Here is a 24,270-nt window from a genome sequence, read left to right as displayed (position 1 = left end):
TATAAATCAAATAACACTTTTTTTATTCTTCAATCATAATTATTAATATTTTTTAACATTTTTGGTACAAAAAAGATCCTGAAGCTCAAATATGAGCCTCAGAATCTTCTAAAAAATCTATTTTGCTAAATTTAAAATTATTTTTACATTTTCGTGTGGTCGGTACGTGAAATAACATCACGACGTTGTTCCGCTGTTAAGTCACGGAATTTCACGGCATAACCTGATACACGGATCGTAAAGTTCGCATATTTCGGATTGTCGATATCTTTGTCCATTTCTTCTAATAGTTCACGACCAAAGACATTGACGTTCAAGTGGTAGCCGCCTTTATCAAAGTAGCCATCTAAAACTTGGCGCAGGTTATCTACTTGCATCGCTTCGTCATCCGTACGGCCTAATGCTCCTGGATTGATTGTTTGCGTATCAGAGATACCATCTTGTGCGCAAGAGTAGTTCAATTTCGCTGTTGAGTTCAATGAAGCCAATAGCCCATTTTTCTCACCTAAGAATTTACCATCTTGATAACTTGGGTTCGCACCTGGTGCCAATGGTTTGCCGGCACGACGTCCATCTGGTGTATTCCCAGTATTTTTTCCGTAAACAACATTAGAAGTGATCGTCAATAATGACAATGTTGGTGTTGATTCACGGTAAGTGTGCTGACGTTTGATTTGAGTCATGAAGTACTCAAGGATCCAGTTTGCCATTTCGTCTGCTTCATCGTTGTCATTTCCGTAAGTTGGGAATTCATTTTGTGGAACATAGTCGATTGCCAAGCCGTCTTCATCGCGGATCACTTTCACGTTTCCGTGTTTGATCGCCATCAATGAGTCGGTCGCATGGGAAATCCCAGCGATCCCTGTTGCAAAGGTACGTTTTAAGTCTGTATCCATCAAGGCTAATTGCGGTGCTTCATAAGCATATTTGTCATGCATATAATGAATCACATTCAGCGTATTTACATATAATTCTGCTAACCAATCTAAGACATCTTTGTAGCTGTCCATGAATTGATCAAAGTCAATGCTTTCGCCTTCTAATGGACGGAAACGCGGAGCAACTTGCATCTTAGTCATTTCATCGACACCGCCGTTGATCGCGTAAAGCACTGCTTTAGCCAAGTTGGCACGAGCACCGAAGAATTGCATATCTTTACCGATTACTGTCGCAGACACACAACAAGCGATTGCTGCATCATCTGATCCCCAGTATTGACGTAATAGATCGTCATTTTCCAATTGGATCGAAGAACTTTGTTTCGCAACCTTCGCTGCGTAAGTTCTGAAGCCTTCTGGTAAATGAGAAGAATATAAAACAGTCAAGTTTGGTTCTGGTGAAGGGCCCATGTTCGTCAATGTGTGTAAGATACGGAAGTCATTCTTCGTAACTAATGAAGAACCATCCATGTTCATACCCGCTAATGACAAGGTTGCCCAAATTGGGTAACCAGAGAATAATTGGTTGTACTCAGGAGTCCGAGCAAATTTCACCATACGTAATTTCATGATCAAATGATCGATCATTTCTTGTGCTTCAAATTCAGTAATCAAGCCATTGTCTAAATCACGTTGGATATAGATATCTAAGAAAGCAGAGATACGGCCGATTGACATCGCAGCACCATTTTGTGATTTGATTGCTGCAAGGTAACCGAAGTATAACCATTGGATCGCTTCTTGAGCGTTTGCTGCAGGTTTTGAAATGTCATAGCCATAGCTTGCGGCCATTTCTTTCATATCTGCTAAAGCACGGTATTGTTCAGAAACTTCTTCACGTAATTGGATCACGTCGTTAGTCATAACTTTGCTGCCGACATTTTTCCAATCTTTTTTCTTTTCTTTCATTAAGAAATCAATTCCGTATAACGGAACACGACGATAGTCACCAATGATCCGTCCACGTCCATAAGCATCTGGTAACCCCGTGATGATTTTATTTTTACGAGCTAAACGCATTTCATCTGTATAGGCATCAAACACACCTTGGTTATGAGTTTTGCGCCATTTGTTGAAGATGAATGACATATCATCGTCCACTTCGTAACCATTTGATTCCAACGCTTTATTGGCCATATTGATTCCGCCAAAAGGCATGAATGCTTGCTTCAAAGGTACATCTGTTTGCAAACCAACGATTTTTTCTTCTTCCTTGATCAAATAGCCAGGCTCATGAGAAGTGATCGTCGCTGGAATATCAGTATCCATATCATATACGCCGTTCTTTTTATGCTGCACTTCAAAAAGTTCTTGTAACTTATCCCACAGCTTTTCAGTACTTGGTGCTGCACCTTCTAAGAAGCTGTCGTCACCTTTATATTCTGTGTAGTTGCGTTTGATGAAGTCTAGGGTGTTCACTTCATGCTGCCAGCGTCCTTCGTTAAAACCTTCCCAAGGGTTCTTTGTTTGTTCTACAGTTTTTTTGATTGTTGTAGTTTCCATATGCGCGCTCCTTTGTTAAATAGTTTCATAATAATTTAAAATGATTATAACAAAGGAAACTGTTTTAAGAAAGGGCTTTTTTAGCTTCTTATCTCTCCAAATCCTTTTAAAATAATGATAATTCTCTTATTGTCGACAACCCTCTGTTACACTTTTCACTATAACAGATAATGTAATTGATAATGACAGTTTCTACTTGATAGCAACATTTGCTCACTAATATACATTTCCTCCTCCTGCATTTAGTGAAAAACAGATGACTGATACAGTCCAGCTTGTGAAAAATCTCTCCCTTCAAACTCTCATAATAGAAAAAATAGCAGTCGAAAAAAAATTTTATTCTCATTATTCTAAATAGTTCTTTTTAATTCAACAAAATGGTTTTTCGTTGTTATCAAATAGTTTCTGCCCGCACTCAATGGCCATGCGCTTAAGATTTCAACTTGCTAGAATAATTATTAATTAAAAATGATTAAATTTATTTTAAAATTGTTAGCTAGTTGTTTTTTGAACGTCCCTCTTAATTATTTTATCTTTATGTCTAAAAAAATGGCGAATTGTTCCAGTTAAAAATATCCAAACTAATTAAGTTGGTATACAATATCAAACATATGTGTTTTTTTAATTAGGGAGGTACTTTATGTTAGAAAGGTATATCGAGAAAAATATTTTTCGCCAAGTTTACCTTTGTCAGCAGTTGTATCAAAAAAAAGAAATTGAATTGCAGACAATGGCTGAACGATTGAATGTCTGCACGGTTACGATCACGAATGATCTCGAAGTATTGAGAGAATCATTTACTCGAGAGATCACGACATTTGAAAAAAACAGAAATACCTGCAGCATTTCCTTTGATCCGGCCTATTCTTTATTGGAATTGACTCAGCGGATCTATCGCCGTTCTGACTTTTTACGAGTCTTGAACGATTACTTAATCGGAAATACCCATTGGTCCGAAATTGCTGAAAAGGAGTTTCTTTCTACTAGTAAGATTTATCAGATTCGAGCAGACATTTTTGCTTTTGCCGAGGAACTGGGCTGTTTACAGCAAGACCGCCAGATCAAGCCGCGGGAAAAAGATCTTCGGTATTTATTTTTAGCGATCGCAAGGTATACGGGTGATCGTTCTGCCATCCCCTTTAATAAAGTTGTCGCAGCTGCCGCAGGAAAATTGATCGATTATGTAGAGGATCATTTTTTTGCACGGGACTATCCCACTAGCGAGCGGGAGATTATTATTTTAGGGATTCAACTCGGCACTCAGCGGGCGAGACATTCCACCCTTCAGTTTTCTGAAGAAGAAAAGGCAAGCGCTCGGCAAACGCCTCTATTCAGATTATTGCAAGAAGGTATTAAAACCTTAGATTCGACTATTTGCGCAAATGAAGAAGAATTATTTTATGTTTATTCTCTCTTCAACGCCAGGAACTATCTTTGCAATAATTTGGAGCTGCTGCAAAAGGATTTTGAAGTTGTCTATCAAAACCACATCCAGCGATACACTGAAATCGAGAAGCTACTGCAGGAATTACGCTCTTCTTTAAATATTTCGCCAGAAAATGAACTACTCTTGAAAAAAGCTTTTTTACCTTTTATCCGTTCTACTTGGGCAGACATGCAGCTCTTCCAGCCTGACTTGATTTATCTCTTGGACAAGGATCAGCTGGAACTCTACCAAACCATCCAAACGATCTTAGACAAATGGTCGGCTGTCGGACAAACAACAATTCATTGGAATACGAATCTCATTCGTAAAATGACCCTGATCCTTGATCTCCTGCACAGAACGACCTTCGATGAAAATATTGAGTTGTATATCGTCGCTCCTTCTGACTTCAACTTTTTATATTATCGAAAACAACTGGAGACTCTGCTGGATGATCACTTTGTTATCAGCAACATGATTTATAATACGCTGGATGAGGTCGTTGACGATGTCTTTTTCTGTTCAAGACGAGTCATTGTTTGTGACACTGCCTTGTATCAAGCAGATTTAGGCAGCGAGAATACCTTGATTTTTCCTGTGTCTCTTAAAACGATCGATGAAACCTGCATAGCGATCAATCAGATTCTTCGCCCCAGCGAAAAAAGCCTGAAAGGATAAGGTCCTTTCAGGCTTCTTCTTAGTGAGTAAATCCATAAGTTTTGATTTCTGGTTTTTCATGATATACCAAGTGTGCTTGATTCAAAGCGTCAATTGCTTCTTGCATGTCTTGAACATAATCACAGGCCATATTCATGCCAAAGTCAGCACGAATAACCAAACGTTGGATGATTTCTTGATCCAAATTTTTAGGAAGCGGATAAGCCGGTACTTGCCACCCCTTCATCAATAAACGGTCCGCTAAATCATATAAGGTCCATTCACGAGAGGCATCCTTTTTCAATTTGTAGCAAACAATTGGTAATTGCGAACCATCATTAACGATTTCAAACAAGCCGGTTTCTTCGATGGCTTTAGCCAAATACAGCGCTACGTTATGTGTACGTTCATGAATGGCTTTATACCCATCAAAGCCGTAACGAACGAAATTATAATATTGACCAATCAATTGTGCCGCACTATGAGAGAAATTGATCGCCATGGTTGGCAGCTCGCCGCCTAGATAGCTGACTTTGAAGATCAGTTCCTTTGGCAAATATTGTTGGTCACGCCATAAAACCCAACCCACACCAGGGTATACTAAGCCATATTTGTGACCTGAAGAATTGATCGAAATAACATTTTTTAAGCGGAAATCCCAAACAAGTTCAGGTTCAGTGAAAGGCGCATAAAAGCCGCCGGATGCAGCATCCACATGGATATAGACCTTGTAGTCTGTTTGCTTATTATATTCTTCGACTAAATCATTCAAGCCTTTAATATCATCATAACGACCTGTGTAAGTGATCCCCATGATCCCGACGATTCCGATCGTATATTCATCAACATAATCCATTACCTTATCTAAATTGATCGACATGTGTTCTTGATCCAGCGGTACTTCACGCATTTCAACATCCCAATAAACACAAAATTTTTCCCAGCAAACTTGATAGCCAGAAGAAATGACTAGATTAGGTTTTTTAGCATTAAGATCCAAGCCCAATTTTTCCGCGCGTTTTCGCCAAGCAAACTTCATCGCCATGCCGCCCAGCATACACGCTTCTGAAGAACCAATCGTTGAGGTTCTCATAAATTTTTCCTTCTCACTGGCATTCCAAAGATCCGCAATCATATTCACGCAGCGATTTTCGATTTCAGTCGTGCGGGGATATTCTGATTTATCAATAGCATTTTTTTCTAGCGTTTGACTCATTAATTTAACTGCTTCTGGTTCCATGTAGGTTTGACAGAAGGTTGCTAAATTCAAACGAGCGTTTCCTTCATCCAGCATCTCATCTTGGACCAATTGATAGGCTACCCGAGGTTCAATGGATGCTTGATTCAATTTATATTTCGGCAGATCAACTTGTTCACTTTCTGAACCAAAGATTGGTTCTAAATATTCTGCTTCATCGCGATTTTCTTTTCCATATAACATGTGTATATCCTCCTAAATAGTTCGTTTACTTTATCTAATGTTTCAATGTGTGTTCTTCTTTTTGAACGATTTGATGTTCGCCGCGAGCTGATGGATAGACTGCCGCATTCACATCTCCTGCTTCCATATGAACGGGCTCCTCGATTTTTTTATGTCCATGCTTGTCATGTAACTCATAAATAATAAACGGCAAAATCACCGTGATCACGAAACTGATCAATAAAATCACTTGGTAGGTACGATCCTCGCTCTTTGCAATCGATGCAGGTGGAACGAAGGAGATCAACAATGCAAAAACTGATAATATCAGTCCGACACCAGCGATGATTGTTTTCCCAATCGTTTTTCCCGGTACGTTATAGGAACGTTCCAAATTTTTCTTTTTATAAACTAAGACGAAATAACCGATAAAGAATAAAAGGTATCCGACTAAATAAATGACTACGGTCAATGAGATGGCTACTAAGAAAGATAAATTATTTCCGCCGCCGCCAAAGGTCAACACCGCGCCCCAGATAGTCACGATCACGCCTTGGATCATGATCAATGGTACCGGTACACCGTGAGTATTGGTTTTACGCAAGAAGCTGGGCAATAGACCTCGTTGTGCCGCAGCAAACATTCCGCGCGAGGGACCAACTACCCATGAACTTACTTCCCCCATTACTCCAAAAGCAATCATTAGAGCAATCACTTTAACGAGCCAACTTAAATGGCTGTTAAAATGCAGAATCAATGATTGGAAGGTTTGGATCACTCCAGCGCTTAAAGACAAATCTTTTTGGGGAATCACTGCAGCCACCGAAAAGCCGCCGATCGCATCTAATGCAATCGCTAAAATAACCAATAGGATCATGGCTAGCGGATAGTTTTTCTTGGGATTTTCCAATTCATTGATATGTGAAGCAGAGGCTTCAACTCCCATGTAGGCCAAGATAAATGACACAAACACGACGAGTGTCGATAATTGTGAAAAATCTGGTATGAATGCTTTTTTGCTAATAGCGATTTCGATTGGATTACCGCCAATGAAATACGCTGCTGCCAAACCAAATAGAAGCACCGATGGAATTAAAATTCCGATCACAAATCCTGCTTTCGCGATTTTTGCTGTTCGTTGTGTCCCGCCTAATTGCGAGAAGGTCAAGCCCCAGAAAATCACCAATAACCCAATGTACTTCATCAATGGATCAGTATTTAAGGCTTGGAAATTCAGCACATAGGACAAGGCTCCCAATATGAAATAAATCATAGTGACGAATCCTACAGTGATTTGAAACCACTGAAAAAAGATAGCCGCAAAGCCAAAACGCTCACCTAATGTTTGGCTGACCCAACTGAATATCCCGCCATTTTGCCAACCTTCTACAGTAGACATCTCGGCCGCACATAAGGCTACTGGCAAAAACCATAAAATTCCGCCTAAGAGCAAAAAGAAGACTAGATGCAATTTCGAAGTAGCAAACGTCGGATACTCATATACGGTTAAAACCATCGAAGCCGTTAAAGCAAAAAAACCGAATAAAGATAATTTTTTCTGATTCATAAAAACGCTTCTTTCCCTTTTCTTTAATTATTCAATGAAAGAAAGGCTTCAGGGATAAAACGTTATAGAATACTGATAGAACATTTCAGGCACCTCTTTTCTTACAAGGAGAAGTATAAATAGGAATCGGCGAACTTTTTTCTCGATTTTTTTCTATTGAAGATTGCTAAGTTAAAAAAATATGGAATTTTTTCTATTAGAAAGGATTTGCGAACTCGCTCAGCTTTTGAGCAATAAGACTAAAATTTTGATAAGTCGTTTCTCAGACTTCTCAAAATTTTCGCTTATTGCCGATAAAGCTAGTTCGTGAAGCCGGACACCATTAAAGCTGTTGATTCAAGTTTTTACTTGAGAAATTTTTTATACTTTCTTTAAGATCAAAAAAAGCTCTAGCTTTCTCCCGACTTAGGAGAAAACTAGAGCTTTTTATTCGCTGTAACTACATACTATATTCCTTAATGTGTTCATTCATCAACCCATTCGGAACATCATGGAGACGATACCCATTGCCCCAATAGGTGATGATTCGAACATTTTCGATATGGGCGTGCGCAATTTTTTTACGAATATTTCCGACTGCCGTCGACATTTGAACCAAACGCGACTTGCTGACCTCATTATTCCAGACCTTATTACACAGCTCATCTCTGGAAATAATCTTGCCGCTGCCTTCCGCTAGCGCACCGATGATTTTCTTTTCAATATTGTTTAATGAACTATAGAAGAGAACGAGATCCTGCTTCTTCATCTCAGATTGTCTAACTAATCCTTTTGAGATAGATTCCTTCTGCCCTTCACGTTTATCACTTAACAACAAGAACTCTCTTAATTCAGTCAATGTGCAATCGATCGATAGGCAATGATTTTCATCAACATTCGGTACCGGCTCATCGGTACGTCGTAAATAATGCATGTCTTTTTCGATAACGATCGGTAAGATCTCATTGAATTCCTGATTGGTCAAAGTCTCACTAAAGATGACAATATCAAAAAGGGACAAAATATCCTCAAAATAATTGGGTTTATCGACATCAAAAAACTCTTTTAAGACAAATACTTCATAATCTAATCGCTGTAATTCGTTTTGAAATTCCTGCTCAATGATAATATTTCTGGTTAGAATGATCACTTTTTTCATTTTTCTTCACTCCACTCTTTATTAGCCTCTGCTTTTGTACTCTATTATTTTCCAAAAACCAACTCATGTTTATTCTTCCAAGCAATACATGCCAGTCTGCAGATCCTTTACAACTTGCTGCGGCAGATTGCTTTCAACTTATAAAACTCCGCGTAATTGTTCTTTCAAATCTGTTCCAATATGCCTTGCCCGCTCTTCCGCCTGTTGAATAATCCTTCGACTCAATGTCGTTGCCTCCAACAAAGTGTCTGCAGCATCTGCTTTTACAAACAATTCAAGAGCAGCGTTTTCGTCCTGTTGAAACAGGTAATTAAATAATTGCTCATTTTTTTCGCGTTCATACATATACTGTTCTAACAGACGTTCATATTTTTCCGGCAATTCATCATTTTTCTCTGCGTCTTCAATAGCTGCAGAACATTCTTTTGTGTCCTGTTGAACAAGATTTCTCCTGAGTATGAAGCGGCGCCTCTCTAAATTGTCCTTATTGTGATAGACTGCTTCTTCATATGGCGCAGTTGCATCGATATCTTCCAACTGCCTTGTTACTTCCTTCAAACGATAGCGGTACGCTGAAACTTTTTCTTCTAATGCCCCGCGAATACCTTCCAGCTTATCTATTTGATTCAAAAGCTCGCCATTCTGTTCTTTCAATACATCCACTTTGTCTAACAGCTGTACTTCAGTATTATCAGTTAGTTTAGAAACATCAAAATTTTCCAAGCTGCCTCATCTCTCTTCTGTGTAATTAAGATCAAAAGATTTTTGCTCTTATATGTGTGATTTTTGACTTATTATGTAAAACTTTCTATCTATCTCCGACCCAGTACCATTCATTAACGAATCCAACAGAAGCTTATCTTCTATTTACTATCCATTGATTTTCGCGCTATTTTATCTCTTTCGCCTCCTCAATATTGAACAAATATATTCCTTAGAAAAAAATAGATGCGGAATTTATTTTCCCTTCATTTTCGAATGTTGAATTATTTATTATCAGTTTGAATTTCCTGACATTTGAGAATACTAAATAATGTGCTACGCATCCCGAAACGATAACTTCCGTTATGTAATTAGCGGATGTTTCCAATCTCGTTCTAATCCAAAAAGGATAAAAATTATTTTTATTTTAAATAAATAATTTTTATGTTTTATTATACATCTATTTTTAAAAAATTATAAAATATTTTTTATAATAAATCAACAGTATATTAACTTTTCTACAAACCTTTTTTTTAAAATGATTTTTGCTTTGCGAAATCTTTAACCATTTACGCATTTATCTAAAGAGTTTCAAAGCGAAGGCTAATTTTCTGATAATTCCAATATAAATAGCTATATGATAATAATTCTCTAAAGATAATTATCCTCTTAATTCCTTAATATCAAAAACTATATTTCTATTTTCAGATCGGTGAAGGTAAAATACTCTCCTGCAAAAACCAAATCAAGCTCAACCATTTTTAAGATATTTATCGAGAGAAAATAATAAAGTCCACTTACTAGCAAAATGCAATAATTAGATATTTATACAGATATACGAATATTTAATCAAATGCTTGTTCATATCTTTTTTCTGTTCCCGGTTATTTTTCTAATTTGTTCCCTTTTAGAACTTTTTACATTTATTCTAAATTAGAAAATCCATTCTAATATGATAAATATATAATCTATAATTTTCAGGCTATAAATAGCTAATTGATGCTATTTATTAAATCCATTATTCCTTAGTTCCTTGATAACAATTATTCTCTTATTGTTATATAGGGCGCTATTTCAGCAACTTCACGTGCTTCATTCAATTAATTAAAAAGTCATTTCCCATTATTCCGTATGCATTATTTATATTATTCTGGTGATTATCAGTGCATTAATATAAGCTGCTCACCTGAAACTATTCAAACACTCCTAGCCATGGAGGAAAAGAAAAGCTTCACGAACTCGCTTAGCTCTTGAGCACCCAAGTAGGTACTTGTTCCACATCAGCTCTATAGAACGACCGCTGTGTCGCACAGCAAAAAGACTAATCTTTTGATAAATCGCTATGAATCACAAAGACCTTTAGGAGCGGATAGCGATTATTCCTAATTGGTACTTCTTAGGTTTAACCAGATTTTTTACTTCCAATATGTCAGTTGTGCAGAAAAGTTCTTTACTTGTAAAGAACGGATACTTTCTTAAAGATCAAAACAAAAAAGCGATTCTCGTTTCACAACTTAGAAACGAAAATCGCTTTAATTTCTATTGAACCCTTTCAATGAACTTCTGTTGAAAATGCTTCATACAGAATAATGGCAGGCGGGAAATTAATGAATGATGAATTCTTGCTTATCAGCAAAATCATTCTCTAAATAATCGTAAAAGGTTTTGCTTAAACGATAGCCTTGTCCCCAAACAGTTTGAATCGCATCATCACCGAATTTATGCTCCAGCTTCTCATTAACTTTTGAAACAACTTTTGAAAGACTCGCTAAAACTGATTTAGTCGGTTCCTTCTCCCAAATTTGGTGGCTGATCTCTTCTCGAGGAACTGTTCGATCACCAGCTTGAATCAAGTAGTAAACAATTTCTTTTTGTTTCAGCTTCAAGTTCAATTCTGATAACTTTTGTTTAACGGTAACTTGTTGAACGTGAATAGCATCCTTGGTAGCTAGATTTGACAGCTCCGCAATCAGTAAAATTTCTCGTAATCTCTCTAAATCAGAATTTACTGGAATCCAAGCATGAAACGGCTCCGGTTTTGTAATATCATAGTTGCTTCCCATCGTTCGACGGAAGAGTTTCATATTTCCTTCAGGTAAATGGTTGATGACCTCATACACATCGATATCATAAAGCGTCTCACTAAAAATTATTCCTTCGAATTGAGTAAAGAAATTCTTATCGAAAGAACTTTTATTCACTCTCGTCATCACATTGCTAGAACAATAGACTTCATTTCCTAACTGTTTTAATTGTCGTTCAAAATCTTCTTCGTATAGTGGTACCTTGGTCAAAAGCAATAATTGCATCCTTTGCATCCTCCTTAAAATTACCTTTTCCAACTAAATACTTTTTATCTAAATCACAATGCCCACTCTTCTTGAATGAAAGCACTTGCTTAATAAATTTCGGAAATTAATTGGAAATATCATTAATTGTGGCAAATCAAAAAAATAATTATATAGTTTAATTATATTATACAGTTAATTTTAGGTCAATTTTTAATTTTATATAATAAAATCATAGCCAATGCTGTTTATGGCCGGAATAATAACGAACAAACCTACTTAATGCCTTAGTGACGCCGTTTATTCCATTAAATAAAAATCAAATAGACTGATTACCCCAGTATTTAAGTCTTTATTCTGCAAATAAAGACATTAAAATGAATTTCTTAAACAATTGAAAAATGAAAAAAAGTACCGCTCATTTACGATTATTCGGAATGAGCAGTAGTTTTATTCCATTTTATTTAACATTTAATATCCACATAAAGCCGATAAAGACAAAAAACAGCCCATACATGATTGGAGAAACTTCTTTACCGCGTTTGGCAGCGATCATTGTGATTGGATAGAAAATGAAACCTAAGGCGATACCATCGGAAATACTATAGGTTAACGGCATGCCGATCAAAATCAAAAATGACGGAATCGCAATTTCAAGTTGATTCCATTTGATCTGGCTTAGTGATTGAGCCATCAAGACACCCACAACGATTAGTGCTGGTGCAGTTACCTGTGAGGTAACCACCGACAGTAATGGGGAGAAGAACAACCCAAAGATAAAGAAGATACCTGTCGTAATAGCGGTCAAGCCTGAACGTCCGCCAACAGCAATACCTGCGGAGGATTCTACATAGGCTCCTACTGGTGAAGTGCCTAATAGTGATCCGGCCAACATCGCAGTAGAATCCGATGCTAATGCTTTACCAACTCGCGGCATTTTATTATCCTTCATAAATCCTGCTTGATTGGCTAGGCCGACTAAAGTTCCGGCAGTATCAAAGAAGGTAACTAATAAGAACGTCAGTACAACGACCCAAAGCTGGAGTGTGTTGATGTCTTTTACATGCTTTAAAGCCACTAAAAAAGTCGGCTTCAAGCTCGGTGCGGCGGAAATGATTTGAGTCGGCGCTTGAATCAAGCCAGTTACTAATCCTAATAAGGTTGTTGCGACCATTCCGATGAATATCCCGCCAGGTACTCGGCGAACCATCAAGATCGCAGTCACGATCAAACCGAAGACCGTTAACCAAGTCGTACCGACACTCATTGAGCCTAAGCCGACCAAGGTCGATTTATTGGCAACGATGATGCCGCCTTCGCTCAAACCTAGAAAAGCAATGAACAAGCCGATCCCGCCAGAGATGGCATATTTTAAATCCGCTGGAATAGCATCAATGATCATCTCACGCAATTTAAAAATCGTGATCAAGATGAAAATCAGCGACGCGACGAATACGCCGGCCAAAGCAGTTTCCCACCGGATACCCATACCGACACAAACGGAATACGCAAAGAAGGCATTGATCCCCAGAGCGGGTGCCGTAGCGATCGGATAACGGGCAAGAACTCCCATCAAAATACAACCCAATGCGCTAGCTAACGCGGTGGCAGTGAAGACAGCTCCCTCGTTCATTCCTGACGCACCTAGGACACTAGGATTGACAAAAAGAATATAAGCCATCGAAATGAAGGTAGTAAAGCCTGCCAAGATTTCTCTTTTTACGGTAGTGTTCAATTTCTCAAGTTCAAAATAGGAATTTATCTTCCCTTTCATGATACTCCTCCTATAAGCTAAAAATGTTCGTAAAATAATAGCATGTTTTTTCAAACAACGAGGATAATCATATAATAAACAGGATAATAAGTAAACAATAATGTATAAACACGACTAAACACGAACATTAACTGGAAAAATAATCTGTTCTATTGAAAACCTTTCCCTCAGCCTAAACAAACTATTGGACAAATAGCTCAAACCTCGCTATTTTTGAAAAGGACTCCATTGCTGCCGAGATTATTCTTTGTTAATGAGCAGACCGTATAAACTATAGATATAAAAGGAGAATTATTTTGAAACAGCTTACCTTTAAACAATTTTGGGAATTGACGGAAATCTACACTGCCCCCTTAAATCTTTTCATTATTTTACTAGGCTATGCCATCGCGAAATTTCAATTTAACAGTCTGAGACTGCCGGGACCGGAATTTTTCCTATTTGTTTTGATTATCGTGATGTTCCATATCACCGTGAATGTTTTTAACCATTATATGGATTATCGAAATGCTTCTGATGAAAACTACAAGCAGCAAACCAATATCATTGGGCGTGATCATCTGGATCTGCGTTTCGTACGCAATTTTTATTTGTTTAGTTTGACCGTTTCCTTCCTATTAGGATTGCTGCTAGTTTTGCGAACGAATTGGGTAATCGGAATTTTAGGGGTCATCGGTTTTTATATTGGCTTGTTTTATTCCTATGGCCGCCGTCCATTGAACAGCCTGCCCATCGCAGAAGCCTTGACTGGTACCGCCAGCGGATTCTTTATTCCGGTAGTAAGCTATTATCTCGCGGTTTATCAAACCCATACCATCACGTTTGCGATGATCGGTAAAGTTTTCTTGATCAGCCTGCCGCTAGTATTGATGATGTTCAATAATTTATTGGCAAATAATACCTGTGATTTGGAAGAGGATATCGAGAATCATCGGAAGACGTTAGTTTATTATTTAGGCAAACCTTTAGCGGTAAAAGTATTATCCAGCGTCTATGTCTTCAGCTTTATCTGGCTGTTCGTTTTAGTTATTGCTGGTATGGCACCATGGACTGTACTGTTTTTAATCTTCCTTTTCCCTAAAAATTGGCAGAGCCTAAAAAAATATCGCGCATTGCAAGATAAGCGGACAACCTTCCCGATCGTCTTAAAAGCCATGTCAGTGATCATGGTACTTTATCCGATTCTTTACTTTATCGGTTCATTTTTTGCATAACAAAAAGCCTGTTTAACTTCCTTAGAGGAGATTAAACAGGCCTTTGTTTTATACAAGCAGCAGATTGATGTTCAATCCAGTGATGTCGGTCTGCTGTTCTTGCGTAATATGAGAATCTGTAATCAAGTAATCACATTCATCCGGTGTCGCAAATTGCTTGAAGCTGCGCTGGTTGATCTTGCTGGATTCGCACAGTACAATTTTTATCCGACTAATATTCATCAAGCATTTTTTCATTTCTGCCGTTTCATAATTGGGGGTCGAATAGCCATAGTTCTTATCAAAAGAGGTGGTTCCCAAGATTACTTTATCGACAGAAAAGCCGGCCAACCCAAGTGCCACCGAACTGCCTGACACATACGGATACCCATTGCGGATTGCTCCGCCGATGATTTGAACTTGATAATTGGTCTTTTCGCTTAACAATAAGGCGATTTCCAAATCATAGGTCAAGATAGTCAGTCGCTTCAACGGACTATTGATCAATCTTTCAGCGAAAGCGCGACAAGAAGTTCCCGTATCAATCGCCAAAATATCATTTTCTTCAATCAAGCGGACTGCTCGTTCTGCGATGCGATATTTTTCATTGGTAAACTCGCGGCTCTTAGGTACAATCTCGACACTCCGTTGAAAGTCGCGCTTAATCACCCCGCCGTGCGTGCGAGTCACCAAGCCTTCATTCTCAAGCTCCCGCAGATCATTTCGAATCGTCGAGCCCGTCACCTTAAACAGATCCGCCAACTCGGCAACCTGCATCCGATTTTTCTCGTTGACTATATTAACGATTGATTGCTTTCGTTCTTCTGCATACAATTGATCATCCATCTTTTATCACCTTTTTGTGTTTTGTTTCATTATAAAAGAAACTGAAAACGTAAGCAATTGAACTAAAATTATTCTTTGAAGACAATTACATTTTTTAATCCAATCGCATTTTTAGCATTGTCTAATGCTTCATCAAATTGATCGATCGAATAACGCTTCGTAATCAACTCTTTTAATGGGATTCTGCCGCTGGCAACCAGCTGTGCCGAGGTTCGATACCCCATCAAACTAGCACGAGTACAACCAAAAACTCTTAATTGTTTATAGTGGAGAATATTAGTATTTAGTTTCACTTCTTCTCTTTCTTTTGGCAGACCGCCAAAGAAGAGACAGCGGCCGTTCATCGCCATATAACCGAAGCTTGCTTCTTGTGCTTGTGGAGCCGGCGCGGCAATAATACACAGGTCCGCGCCCTGATTATTCGTTTCGGCAAAGATTTTTTTCTTCAAATCTTCCGAAGTCAGCGTAATCAGATCAGGGATCATTTGCTTCGCATCGGCCAAACGTGCTTCTGATAGATCATTCATCATGACTTTCCCCGCACCTCGAGCTTTCGCCAACATCGCGTGCATGATCCCGATCGGACCTGATCCAATGATCAAAACATTATCTCCTGGATTGTTTCCGGCGATCTCTTGTCCGTTGAATACACAGCTGAATGGTTCGATTAGAGCTGCTTCTTCATACGACAGTTCATCGGGAATCAACGAGATATTTCCTTGGCGGACGGCCTTTTCGGGGATGACCAAGTATTCTGCGAAACCGCCGGGTAAATTGATCCCAAATGCTTCATAAGTTTCACACAGATGGGTGTTGCCGCTAACGCACTGATCACAAATTCCGCAACCCATATTCGGCGCGATCGCCACTCGCATCCCTGCTTTATAAAAATTGACTGCATCACCCACTTCGACAATGTCGCCTGAAATCTCATGCCCTAAAGTCAATGGCGTTTCTTCGCTGGCAGAAGGATAACCATTCTTATACATCCGAACATCGGTCCCGCAGATCGAGGCTGCTTTAACCTTTATCAAGACTTCCATTTCGGTTATTTCTGGTTTAGCTAATTCATTTAATTGAATCTTTTCTTTGCCTAATAATTGGATTGCTTTCATTTATCCTTCCACCTCAACAATTCTATTTTCCAGCAGCGAGGTCAAGCCCGCATTAACTAACCGAACCGCCATCAAGCCATCATGTCCCGTGCACTGAGGCGGCGTATCATTCAAAATACAATCAACAAATGCTTGATCTTCTGCCACATAGGCCTCTCTGAATAAATACATCCAGCTGTGCATCGTCGGCTGAGTCAGCTGCTGATCGCTAGTAGCTACTACGATATTATGCTTGCCTTGATCGCCGACTAAAATGCTCCCTTTGGTTCCCAAAATCTCTGTCCGCGCGTCGTAGCCGTATTGAACATATTGAGCACCATCGATCATACCCAGCTTGCCATCTGCAAAACGTAGATTCATCGCTACCGTATCATAATAATCAGGAAACTCTTCTTTTACTTCGGGAGAACGATAATTCCCGCCATTAGCATAAATACTGCTCACTTCGCTTCCGGTCAACCAGCGCAAAGTATCCAAGTCATGGCTGTTTACTTCACCGATCGGTCCATTACTTTTATGGATATCAAACATCCAAGGCTTAGGTTCGCTTGGTCCGTGAGTCAGTGATTTCACCAAAACGACATCGCCGATTGCACCAGATTCCACGACTTTTTTAGCTTCTTGAAAACTGGCATCGAAGCGGCGCATAAAGCCGACCTGCAGCTTCACCTGATTTTCTTCCGCCGCCTGAATCATTTCCAGACATTCCGCCTCATCCATCGCCAAGGGCTTCTCACAAAGAATGTGCTTTTTTGCCGCAGCCGCAGCCAATGCGATCTCCTTATGATAGACTGTCGGCGTAACGATCACGACGGCGTCGATCTCGGGATTTTTCATTGCTTCACGATAATCTTCATAGATGTATTGGCAATCCACTTCCTTTTGAGCCAGCTCCAAGCTTTCCTTTGAAGGATCACACAAAGCAATCAATTTTGCCTTTTCAATGCGCCGAGCGAAATTTTTTCCGTGAATCATCCCAGCCCTGCCTGTTCCTATCAAACAAATGTTAATCAATTCTGTCATGCCGATCATTACTCCTTAGCCGTTTGTTTCTTCTGCGAGAATACTTTTACTGCTGTTACCAAAAATCCGCTGACCGCTGTTCCGATCGCTAGTGCCAAAACATACAGCAGGACATTTTCGACTGCGCCTGGAATCAGGAAAACGAAGAAGCCGCCATGAGGAACCGCGATCCCGCACTTAAAGATCATTGACAATGCACCGGTGATCGCTGAACCAACGGTCACAGAAGCTAAAACTCGGATCGGATCTGCCGCCGCAAAAGGAATCGCCCCTTCTGATATGAAAGATAGGCCTAAGACCCAAGCAGACTTCCCTGCTTCACGTTCTTCTTTACTGTATAAGTTTTTTCCGAGAACAGTTGAGGATAAAGCCATTGCTAACGGAGGTACCATCCCAGAAACCATAACCGCGGCCATCACCATGCTTGTCTCTCCGACACCTAAGTTTGTTAACGAAGCCACCCCGAAGAAGTAAGCCGCCTTTCCAATCGGTCCCGCTAAATCGATCGCCATCATACCGCCTAAAAGCAGCCCCAGCAATACCGAGTTCATACCAGATAAACTATTCAACCAATTCGTGATTCCTTCATTTAATGCCGTAATCGGAATCCCTACGATAAATTTCATTACCAGTCCAACGAACAGGACCGAAATAACTGGAAGGATCAATACCGGCAGCAAACCAGAAAAGGCTGGCGGCAATTTCAGAGCTTTCTTCAAGAAATGAACGGTATACCCCGCTAGGAATCCGCCTAGTAATGCTCCTAAGAATCCGGCGTTCATCGATGACGCGATCATGCCCGCTACCATCCCTGGAACAAGTCCCGGACGATCAGCGATCGAGAAGGCCACATATCCCCCCAAGATCGGCCACATCAAGCCCATCGCGATTCCGCCCAGCTCATTGATCGCAGAAGCCAGCTCCCCTTTGGCATTGATTCCGCCAAAAGCAAATGCCAATGCGATACAGATCCCGCCAGCTACTACAAATGGGATCATGTAGGAAACACCTGTCATTAGATGACTGTATATCCCGCTTTTTTCTGCTTTAGCTTCTGATTTTACGTCCGCTGAAGTCGTATAGATCGCTGCATTAGGTGCACGATCAAATAAATCATCCGGATGATCGATCGCCTCTGTTACATCGACTTCCAATAAGCGCTTGCCATTGAAGCGATCTTTATTAACCGATGTACTCGCTGCGATGATAATGGCATCCGCATCGGCGATCTCTTGCTCGGTCAAAACATTTTCCGCTCCAATCGACCCCTGCGTTTCCACTTTAATCTCGATATTGCGTTTTTTAGCTGCGATCTCTAAATTTTCGGCAGCCATATAAGTGTGTGCGATCCCAGTCGAACACGAAGTAATCCCCACAATTTTCATTTTTTTCACCCTTTCTAGTTAGACAAACTTTTCGAACTCGTTCAGCTTATTAACGCCAACGCTAGTCCGTTAAGCCAGACATTATTCAAAAATCTGATAGATTTCTTCTATATTAGTGACGGTCATCAGTTTTTGACGGACATCCTCATGCATCAGCTTGCGGGACAGTTTGCTCAAGATTCGCAGGTGTTCATCGTTTGATGTTTCTGGTACAGCAATCAAAAACATCAAATGAACAGGCTTGCCATCCATTGAGTCGTACTGGATTCCGGTCTGACTGCGGCCAAACGCCAATGAAGGTTCAGTCACAGCAGCACTTTTCCCATGAGGAATCGCTACTCCAAATCCGATCCCAGTGGTACTTTCTTCTTCACGTTTCATGACGGCTTTTAAGTAAACGCTCTCATTAGTAACAACACCTTCTGATACAAAGGTGTTCGCAAGTTCACTGATCGCTGCTTGTTTATCCGTTGCTTGTAGATCAAAATTGATAAATGCTGGTTTCAATACGTCGCGAATTTCGGTCATTTCTCTACTCCTTTTTCATTCTAATGTATTTATTTTTCCTACCAGAAAAATAAGTTTGATTTTCAAGCCGTATACCATCCAACTAGCTGTCCCTTTCTTTTGAGCTGCGGCAACTTCTTGTGCGTGCCTCGCTTCTTAATTACTAGGAAAAGTTGGACTGGCATCTTTTTTCTTTTTAATGTGTTTATTTTCTTATCAGAAAAATAAGTTTGATTTCAAGCTGTTTGTTTATTGTAGATTTCTGTATTCTTCTACGATTTTGATGCCTGAGCTTGTTCCTAAACGTTCGGCTCCTGCTTCAACCATTTTCAAAGCCGTCGCCAAATCACGAATGCCGCCAGCCGCTTTCACTTTAACCTCATCGCCTACGACTTTTTTCATCAATGCCACATCTTCCACTGTGGCTCCGCCCGTTCCAAAACCGGTTGAAGTTTTGACAAAATCGGGTTTCACTTCCTTCGCGATCTCGCAGACCGCTACTTTTTCTTCATCAGTTAAATAGCAGTTTTCTAAAATGACTTTACTAATAATTTCACCTTCACGAGAAGCATTCACAATTGCTTTCATTTCTTCACGAATATAATCAGTGTCTCCATCCTTTAATTTGCCAATATTGATCACATAATCGATTTCATCTGCACCATTTTTGATTGCATCCTGCACTTCAAATACCTTCGTTTCAATCGTTGTTTGTCCTAACGGAAATCCGATGGCTGCTCCCACGTGAACCTCGCTGTCTTGTAAGAAATCCCGACACATCGCTACTGGATAAGAATTAATCGCTACCATTTTAAAACCATAATCGTCTGCTTCTTTACAAAGCTGTTCAAAACCCTCTTTGGTCGCATCAGCCTTCAGTAAAGTATGATCGACCATGTTCGCTAATTTTTCCAACTCAATCATTCGTTTGCTCCTTTTTGTTTTTATTTACACTTTTATATTATCATTTACTTTCATTCTGTCAATACATAAAAATTTAAAAAAGTAATCCAAAATGAATAAACGGCTTTAAGTCATGACATTACGGCAAAAAAACACCAGTTCATCACATAAACTGGTGTTTTCGAGATTATTTTAAAAGCAAATGAAAATCAATGTGCCAGTTCTCCCGGCCAAGCGGCTGTTCCGCCTAACACATTGACGACCTGATAGCCCTGATCTCTTAGAAAGGCGCAGGCATTTTCCGAGCGAGCACCGGATTGACAAATCAGGTAGTATTCATTTTCCGGAGAAAGTTCGAGCTTATAAGTACCTAAGCCGCTTAATGGTAAGTTTTTCGCATGAGGAACATGACCCATTTGATACTCGGAGACTTCCCGCACATCAATGATGTTCAATTCCTTTTGTCTCGCCAAATGATAGAAGTCCATCATCGCGATCGAATTAATCATAGATCAATTCCTCCGGTCTTACTGTTTTATACAAAGCAAAGGCGCCATCCAAATTCCTCACCTTGAAGCCTTTTTGTTTTAATAATCGTTCAGCGACATAGCTTCGCAATCCGCTATGGCAGCTGACGATATAATTTTTCGTTGAGTCCAGCTCTGACAGTCGCTCCCGCAATTGATTTAAAGGAATGTTGACGGCATCAGGGAAACGTCCATTGGCTAATTCTTCAGTGTTCCGAACATCTAGCAGCTGGCTGCCGTTTTCCTGTTCTTCTTTTAATTGATACCATTGGATCGAATCACTAAGACCTTCTGATAAATTAATCGCTGCATAGCCCAGCATATTGACTGGATCTTTGGCCGAACCGAATGGCGGTGCATAGGTGAATTCTAGTTCCGGCAGGTCAAAAATCGTTAATTCACCTTTGATCGCTGTCGCTAAAATATCGATACGCTTGTCTATTCCATTCACACCAACACCTTGAGCTCCATAAATTTTGCCAGTCGTTGGATCAAAAATTAATTTTAAGGTCAGATCACTTGCCCCAGGATAATACCCTGCATGGTCTTTTCCAGAAACGTGAGCGACCTGATAATCTAATCCTAATTGTTTAACTACCCGTTCACTCAAGCCCGTCGCTGCAGCCGCAAGGTCAAACACCCGTACGATTGCTGTACCGATACTGCCGCGATTTGTCCGTTTCAAGCCAGCAATGATGTCCGCCACTTGACGGCCTTGACGATTGGCGGGCGAAGCCAGTGAGATCAGTGCATCGTTTCCGCTGACCTGCTGTTTGACTACAATCGCATCGCCGACTGCAAAAATGTCTGGCTCACTCGTTTGATAATTTTCATCAACCACGATTCCTCCGCCTAAACCTGTTGCTAAGCCAGCTTGGTTTGCCAACGTATTTTCCGGGCGAACACCGACAGAAAGTATCGTCACATCCGACTCCACTACTTCTCCATTGGTCAAAGTGATTTTCTTGCCTTGTTCACTGAAGCTTTCTGCGGATTCTCCAGTGATCACTCGAACGCCATTTTTGATCAGCTCATTTTGTACAAACGCCGCCATTTCTTCATCTAGTGGTGGCAAAACATGCGGTGCTTTTTCAATGACAGTGACCTCTAATCCACGAGCCTTCAAATTTTCTGCCATTTCCAAACCGATAAATCCCGCACCGATCACCGTCGCTTTCGCAGGTTTAGCTTCTAGTGCTTCCATAATCTGATCTAAATCAGGCACATTGCGCAAGCTGTAAACATTATCTGCTTCGGCTAATCCTGCCATTTCAGGAATCAACGGCTTCGCCCCTGGTGATAAGATCAATTTATCGTAGCCTTCCTCAAATGTCCCTTGTTCATTTTTGATTGTTACGATTTTATTTTCCGGTGAAATACTCGTGACTTCATGAAATGGCCGGACATCCAGATTGAAGCGGGTCTTCAATGAGTCTGGTGTTTGAACTAAAAGAGCGTCGCGATCAGCGATCTCGCCTGAAACATAATAAGGCAGTCCACAATTGGCAAATGAAACGAACGGTCCTTTTTCCAATACAATGATCTCTGCATCCTCCATTAAACGACGCAAACGCGTAGCCGCCGACATTCCGCCTGCCACACCGCCTACAATAATGATTTTCATTTTACTTTCCTCCTCTAGTTGGACCCTGCCAGCGATTCATGCCGCCTTGGACATTCGTGACTTCGTAGCCCTTTTGCTTTAATATCTTCGCCGCTTGTTTACTGCGCATTCCTGATTGGCAGATGACATAGACTTCTTTTTCTTTTCCTTGGTAACGATCGATTTTATTCAAAGGATAATTTACGGCTTTGGCAATATGCCCTCTACGGTATTCTTCTGGGGTTCGAACATCTAGCAACGTGATTGAACCTTCTAATTTTCCCGCTAAAGCCTGCGTAGATATAGCGGAAGTCTTTTGAAATAGCTTAAACATACATTAATCTCCTTCGTCTTTCTAAAATACCTGATAGGGTATTTTTACCATGAAGAAATGAAGACTGTCAACCATTCTGTTTGATAATCATTCGTCAAAAGACCGCCCTACTTGACTAAACATACCCTATCTAGGTATATTCTTCTTAAGCAGATTTAATAAAGGAAGTGTCTAAAAAATGGAGATAGAAGAAAAAAAGATCCTTAATCGGTTGAAACGAACCGAAGGACAAATTCGCGGAGTGCAGAAAATGATCGATGATGAAAAGGAATGTATCGATATTATTACTCAATTAAGCGCCGTGCGTTCCAGTATCGATCGCGTGATGGGGATGATCGTGGCCGAAAATTTGAAGAATTGCTTCGAAAATCCGGATCAGAATCCGGAGGAACAGGCGCAAAAACTAGAACAAGCAATAAATATGATTATTAAGAAATAGGGTGTAAACATGAAGGTCGTTTTCCACATCGATGAACAAGAGAAATGGGCAGAGACAGCCAGCAATGTCAAAAACTTATTGAAAGAACCTGATAAAATAACTATAATTATTTTAGTAAATGGGGCCGCGATCACTGGATATCTCGCTGCTGAAAATCAAGCATTTGTTGCAACTGAAGGGGTTACCTTTCATGCCTGCAGCAATGCGATGAGAGCGAATAAGATCGTAAAGGAACAGTTACCGAAGGATGTTGTTGTCGTTTCTGCGGGTGTTTTGGATTTGATTGAGCTACAGGCTGAGGGTTACGCATATATCAAACCATAATAGCTGGGAAATTATTTATGGGAATGTAAAAACTGCTCATGGGAAGGGGTAGGATGTTGGACACTATTGAAAATATTAACAAGAAAATGCATGTCACAGGCAGTTTGATTAATTTAAAGACGATTCAAGAAAATTTTGAAAAAATCAATGCCAAGGATATTCATTCAGAAGAGGAAAAACAAGAAATCATGGACGCTCTAAATACGATCGAAACAGAGATTGTCTCCATTCAAGAAAAAATCGGGTTTATCCGTCAGATGAAACAATCTGCAAAAAGCATAACTGACAGCTAATTCATGTGGATGAATCATTTTTCCAAAAACCAGAAAAATGATCCTATCTTCATCACGCATACGATTCCACTAATCGCGTAAAAAACGCGAAGTGGAACTCGCTGCTATCTCGGTCGCAATGGAATCATTTTCTCAAAAAACGAGAAAATGAATTTGATTCTCGTTTCGCATATCATTATGCTAAACCGCTTGTTCGTTACAAAGTAATGAATTCAAGGCATACCTCATAACTGAATGAACTGCAAAAAGCATAACTGAAAAAAAATCCCCCTCCATGATTTAAGGAGAATGTAGTGACCCCAAAAAGTTAGACTTTTTTCGGAGTGGAGAAATCCACTCCTTTTTTTGTTGCTTTTATTGCCAAT

At 39.9% G+C, this 24,270-nt stretch carries 21 protein-coding genes; 5 read left to right on the top strand and 16 right to left on the bottom strand.

The genetic code is table 11. The features are described from left to right. Positions 1–143 precede the first annotated feature (143 nt). Positions 144–2,441, bottom strand: a complete 2,298-nt coding sequence (gene pflB / locus FFR60_RS21405; RefSeq protein ID WP_137665742.1) for a formate C-acetyltransferase — start codon at positions 2,439–2,441, stop codon at positions 144–146. Positions 2,442–3,081: 640 nt separating this feature from the next. Between pflB and FFR60_RS21400 the strand changes: the two genes are divergently transcribed. Further along, on the top strand, positions 3,082–4,545 hold the full coding sequence (locus tag FFR60_RS21400) for a helix-turn-helix domain-containing protein (protein ID WP_137665741.1): 1,464 nt from the start codon (positions 3,082–3,084) through the stop codon (positions 4,543–4,545). A gap of 19 nt (positions 4,546–4,564) precedes the next feature. On the opposite strand, the gene gad is transcribed toward FFR60_RS21400, so the two are convergent. The 6 genes from gad to FFR60_RS21370 form a co-directional block, all read right to left on the bottom strand. Further along, complete coding sequence (gad, locus tag FFR60_RS21395) at positions 4,565–5,965, bottom strand: glutamate decarboxylase (RefSeq protein WP_137665740.1); 1,401 nt, start codon at positions 5,963–5,965, stop codon at positions 4,565–4,567. A 34-nt stretch (positions 5,966–5,999) separates the two neighbouring features. Further along, positions 6,000–7,511, bottom strand: coding sequence for a glutamate/gamma-aminobutyrate antiporter (gene gadC / locus FFR60_RS21390; RefSeq protein ID WP_137665739.1), 1,512 nt, complete (start codon positions 7,509–7,511; stop codon positions 6,000–6,002). A 439-nt stretch (positions 7,512–7,950) separates the two neighbouring features. Further along, positions 7,951–8,649 carry a winged helix-turn-helix domain-containing protein gene (locus FFR60_RS21385; RefSeq protein WP_137665738.1) on the bottom strand — a complete coding sequence of 233 codons (699 nt, stop codon included), beginning with the start codon at positions 8,647–8,649 and terminating at the stop codon, positions 7,951–7,953. A gap of 138 nt (positions 8,650–8,787) precedes the next feature. Then, complete coding sequence (locus tag FFR60_RS21380; protein ID WP_249355061.1) at positions 8,788–9,372, bottom strand: hypothetical protein; 585 nt, start codon at positions 9,370–9,372, stop codon at positions 8,788–8,790. A 1,583-nt stretch (positions 9,373–10,955) separates the two neighbouring features. Beyond that, on the bottom strand, positions 10,956–11,660 hold the full coding sequence (locus FFR60_RS21375; protein WP_088934554.1) for a helix-turn-helix domain-containing protein: 705 nt from the start codon (positions 11,658–11,660) through the stop codon (positions 10,956–10,958). Positions 11,661–12,099: 439 nt separating this feature from the next. Then, positions 12,100–13,413 (bottom strand): NCS2 family permease, encoded by a 1,314-nt coding sequence (locus FFR60_RS21370; RefSeq protein ID WP_137665737.1) that lies wholly within the window; start codon positions 13,411–13,413, stop codon positions 12,100–12,102. Positions 13,414–13,709: 296 nt separating this feature from the next. On the opposite strand from FFR60_RS21370, the gene FFR60_RS21365 reads away from it, so the two are divergent. Beyond that, complete coding sequence (locus tag FFR60_RS21365; protein ID WP_137665736.1) at positions 13,710–14,627, top strand: prenyltransferase; 918 nt, start codon at positions 13,710–13,712, stop codon at positions 14,625–14,627. Positions 14,628–14,675: 48 nt separating this feature from the next. On the opposite strand, the gene FFR60_RS21360 is transcribed toward FFR60_RS21365, so the two are convergent. The 9 genes from FFR60_RS21360 to FFR60_RS21320 all read right to left on the bottom strand — a co-directional run bounded on the left by FFR60_RS21360 (position 14,676) and on the right by FFR60_RS21320 (position 22,849). After that, positions 14,676–15,452 (bottom strand): DeoR/GlpR family DNA-binding transcription regulator, encoded by a 777-nt coding sequence (locus FFR60_RS21360; protein WP_088934551.1) that lies wholly within the window; start codon positions 15,450–15,452, stop codon positions 14,676–14,678. 68 nt (positions 15,453–15,520) lie between these two features. Beyond that, positions 15,521–16,567, bottom strand: a complete 1,047-nt coding sequence (locus FFR60_RS21355) for an alcohol dehydrogenase catalytic domain-containing protein (RefSeq protein ID WP_137665735.1) — start codon at positions 16,565–16,567, stop codon at positions 15,521–15,523. Continuing rightward, positions 16,568–17,590, bottom strand: coding sequence for a Gfo/Idh/MocA family oxidoreductase (locus FFR60_RS21350; RefSeq protein WP_137665734.1), 1,023 nt, complete (start codon positions 17,588–17,590; stop codon positions 16,568–16,570). Positions 17,591–17,598: 8 nt separating this feature from the next. Continuing rightward, positions 17,599–18,975 (bottom strand): PTS fructose transporter subunit IIC, encoded by a 1,377-nt coding sequence (locus FFR60_RS21345; protein WP_137665733.1) that lies wholly within the window; start codon positions 18,973–18,975, stop codon positions 17,599–17,601. 81 nt (positions 18,976–19,056) lie between these two features. After that, positions 19,057–19,503: a PTS sugar transporter subunit IIA gene (locus FFR60_RS21340; RefSeq protein ID WP_137665732.1), complete on the bottom strand. Its 447-nt coding sequence runs from the start codon at positions 19,501–19,503 to the stop codon at positions 19,057–19,059. 228 nt (positions 19,504–19,731) lie between these two features. After that, the gene (gene deoC / locus FFR60_RS21335) at positions 19,732–20,406 is read right to left on the bottom strand and encodes a deoxyribose-phosphate aldolase (protein WP_137665731.1); all 675 of its coding nucleotides are present in this window, start codon (positions 20,404–20,406) and stop codon (positions 19,732–19,734) included. 188 nt (positions 20,407–20,594) lie between these two features. Beyond that, positions 20,595–20,894, bottom strand: coding sequence for a rhodanese-like domain-containing protein (locus tag FFR60_RS21330; RefSeq protein WP_137665730.1), 300 nt, complete (start codon positions 20,892–20,894; stop codon positions 20,595–20,597). Beyond that, entirely contained in the window at positions 20,887–22,536 is a 1,650-nt protein-coding gene (locus FFR60_RS21325) for an FAD-dependent oxidoreductase (protein ID WP_137665729.1), read from the bottom strand. Before FFR60_RS21325 ends, FFR60_RS21330 begins: the two co-directional genes overlap by 8 nt. A gap of 1 nt (position 22,537) precedes the next feature. Beyond that, positions 22,538–22,849 (bottom strand): rhodanese-like domain-containing protein, encoded by a 312-nt coding sequence (locus FFR60_RS21320; protein WP_137665728.1) that lies wholly within the window; start codon positions 22,847–22,849, stop codon positions 22,538–22,540. Between the two features lie 178 nt (positions 22,850–23,027). On the opposite strand from FFR60_RS21320, the gene FFR60_RS21315 reads away from it, so the two are divergent. Genes FFR60_RS21315 through FFR60_RS21305 form a run of 3 tightly spaced genes read left to right on the top strand, consistent with a single transcriptional unit; the run spans position 23,028 to position 23,905 of the window. Further along, positions 23,028–23,288, top strand: coding sequence for a metal-sensitive transcriptional regulator (locus FFR60_RS21315; protein ID WP_088934543.1), 261 nt, complete (start codon positions 23,028–23,030; stop codon positions 23,286–23,288). A gap of 9 nt (positions 23,289–23,297) precedes the next feature. Beyond that, positions 23,298–23,612, top strand: coding sequence for a DsrE family protein (locus FFR60_RS21310; RefSeq protein ID WP_137665727.1), 315 nt, complete (start codon positions 23,298–23,300; stop codon positions 23,610–23,612). Positions 23,613–23,665: 53 nt separating this feature from the next. After that, complete coding sequence (locus FFR60_RS21305; protein WP_171004998.1) at positions 23,666–23,905, top strand: hypothetical protein; 240 nt, start codon at positions 23,666–23,668, stop codon at positions 23,903–23,905. Positions 23,906–24,270 lie beyond the last annotated feature (365 nt).

The organism is Enterococcus hulanensis, from assembly GCF_005405485.1.
Lineage (GTDB): Bacteria > Bacillota > Bacilli > Lactobacillales > Enterococcaceae > Enterococcus_A > Enterococcus_A hulanensis.
This window is presented reverse-complemented; position numbering and strand designations above follow the sequence as displayed.

What these genes read in the sequence shown, in the direction of transcription:
- FFR60_RS21375 (WP_088934554.1), bottom strand. Translation starts at nt 11,660, where the DNA reads ATGCAATTATTGCTTTTGACCAAGGTACCACTATACGAAGAAGATTTT.
- FFR60_RS21315 (WP_088934543.1), top strand. Translation starts at nt 23,028, where the DNA reads ATGGAGATAGAAGAAAAAAAGATCCTTAATCGGTTGAAACGAACCGAA.
- FFR60_RS21370 (WP_137665737.1), bottom strand. Translation starts at nt 13,413, where the DNA reads ATGAAAGGGAAGATAAATTCCTATTTTGAACTTGAGAAATTGAACACT.
- FFR60_RS21345 (WP_137665733.1), bottom strand. Translation starts at nt 18,975, where the DNA reads ATGAAAATTGTGGGGATTACTTCGTGTTCGACTGGGATCGCACACACT.
- FFR60_RS21355 (WP_137665735.1), bottom strand. Translation starts at nt 16,567, where the DNA reads ATGAAAGCAATCCAATTATTAGGCAAAGAAAAGATTCAATTAAATGAA.
- FFR60_RS21350 (WP_137665734.1), bottom strand. Translation starts at nt 17,590, where the DNA reads ATGACAGAATTGATTAACATTTGTTTGATAGGAACAGGCAGGGCTGGG.
- FFR60_RS21320 (WP_137665728.1), bottom strand. Translation starts at nt 22,849, where the DNA reads ATGTTTAAGCTATTTCAAAAGACTTCCGCTATATCTACGCAGGCTTTA.
- gadC (WP_137665739.1), bottom strand. Translation starts at nt 7,511, where the DNA reads ATGAATCAGAAAAAATTATCTTTATTCGGTTTTTTTGCTTTAACGGCT.
- FFR60_RS21385 (WP_137665738.1), bottom strand. Translation starts at nt 8,649, where the DNA reads ATGAAAAAAGTGATCATTCTAACCAGAAATATTATCATTGAGCAGGAA.
- gad (WP_137665740.1), bottom strand. Translation starts at nt 5,965, where the DNA reads ATGTTATATGGAAAAGAAAATCGCGATGAAGCAGAATATTTAGAACCA.
- FFR60_RS21330 (WP_137665730.1), bottom strand. Translation starts at nt 20,894, where the DNA reads ATGATTAATTCGATCGCGATGATGGACTTCTATCATTTGGCGAGACAA.
- FFR60_RS21400 (WP_137665741.1), top strand. Translation starts at nt 3,082, where the DNA reads ATGTTAGAAAGGTATATCGAGAAAAATATTTTTCGCCAAGTTTACCTT.
- FFR60_RS21310 (WP_137665727.1), top strand. Translation starts at nt 23,298, where the DNA reads ATGAAGGTCGTTTTCCACATCGATGAACAAGAGAAATGGGCAGAGACA.
- FFR60_RS21360 (WP_088934551.1), bottom strand. Translation starts at nt 15,452, where the DNA reads ATGGATGATCAATTGTATGCAGAAGAACGAAAGCAATCAATCGTTAAT.
- deoC (WP_137665731.1), bottom strand. Translation starts at nt 20,406, where the DNA reads ATGATTGAGTTGGAAAAATTAGCGAACATGGTCGATCATACTTTACTG.
- FFR60_RS21340 (WP_137665732.1), bottom strand. Translation starts at nt 19,503, where the DNA reads ATGACCGAAATTCGCGACGTATTGAAACCAGCATTTATCAATTTTGAT.
- FFR60_RS21325 (WP_137665729.1), bottom strand. Translation starts at nt 22,536, where the DNA reads ATGAAAATCATTATTGTAGGCGGTGTGGCAGGCGGAATGTCGGCGGCT.
- FFR60_RS21305 (WP_171004998.1), top strand. Translation starts at nt 23,666, where the DNA reads ATGTTGGACACTATTGAAAATATTAACAAGAAAATGCATGTCACAGGC.
- pflB (WP_137665742.1), bottom strand. Translation starts at nt 2,441, where the DNA reads ATGGAAACTACAACAATCAAAAAAACTGTAGAACAAACAAAGAACCCT.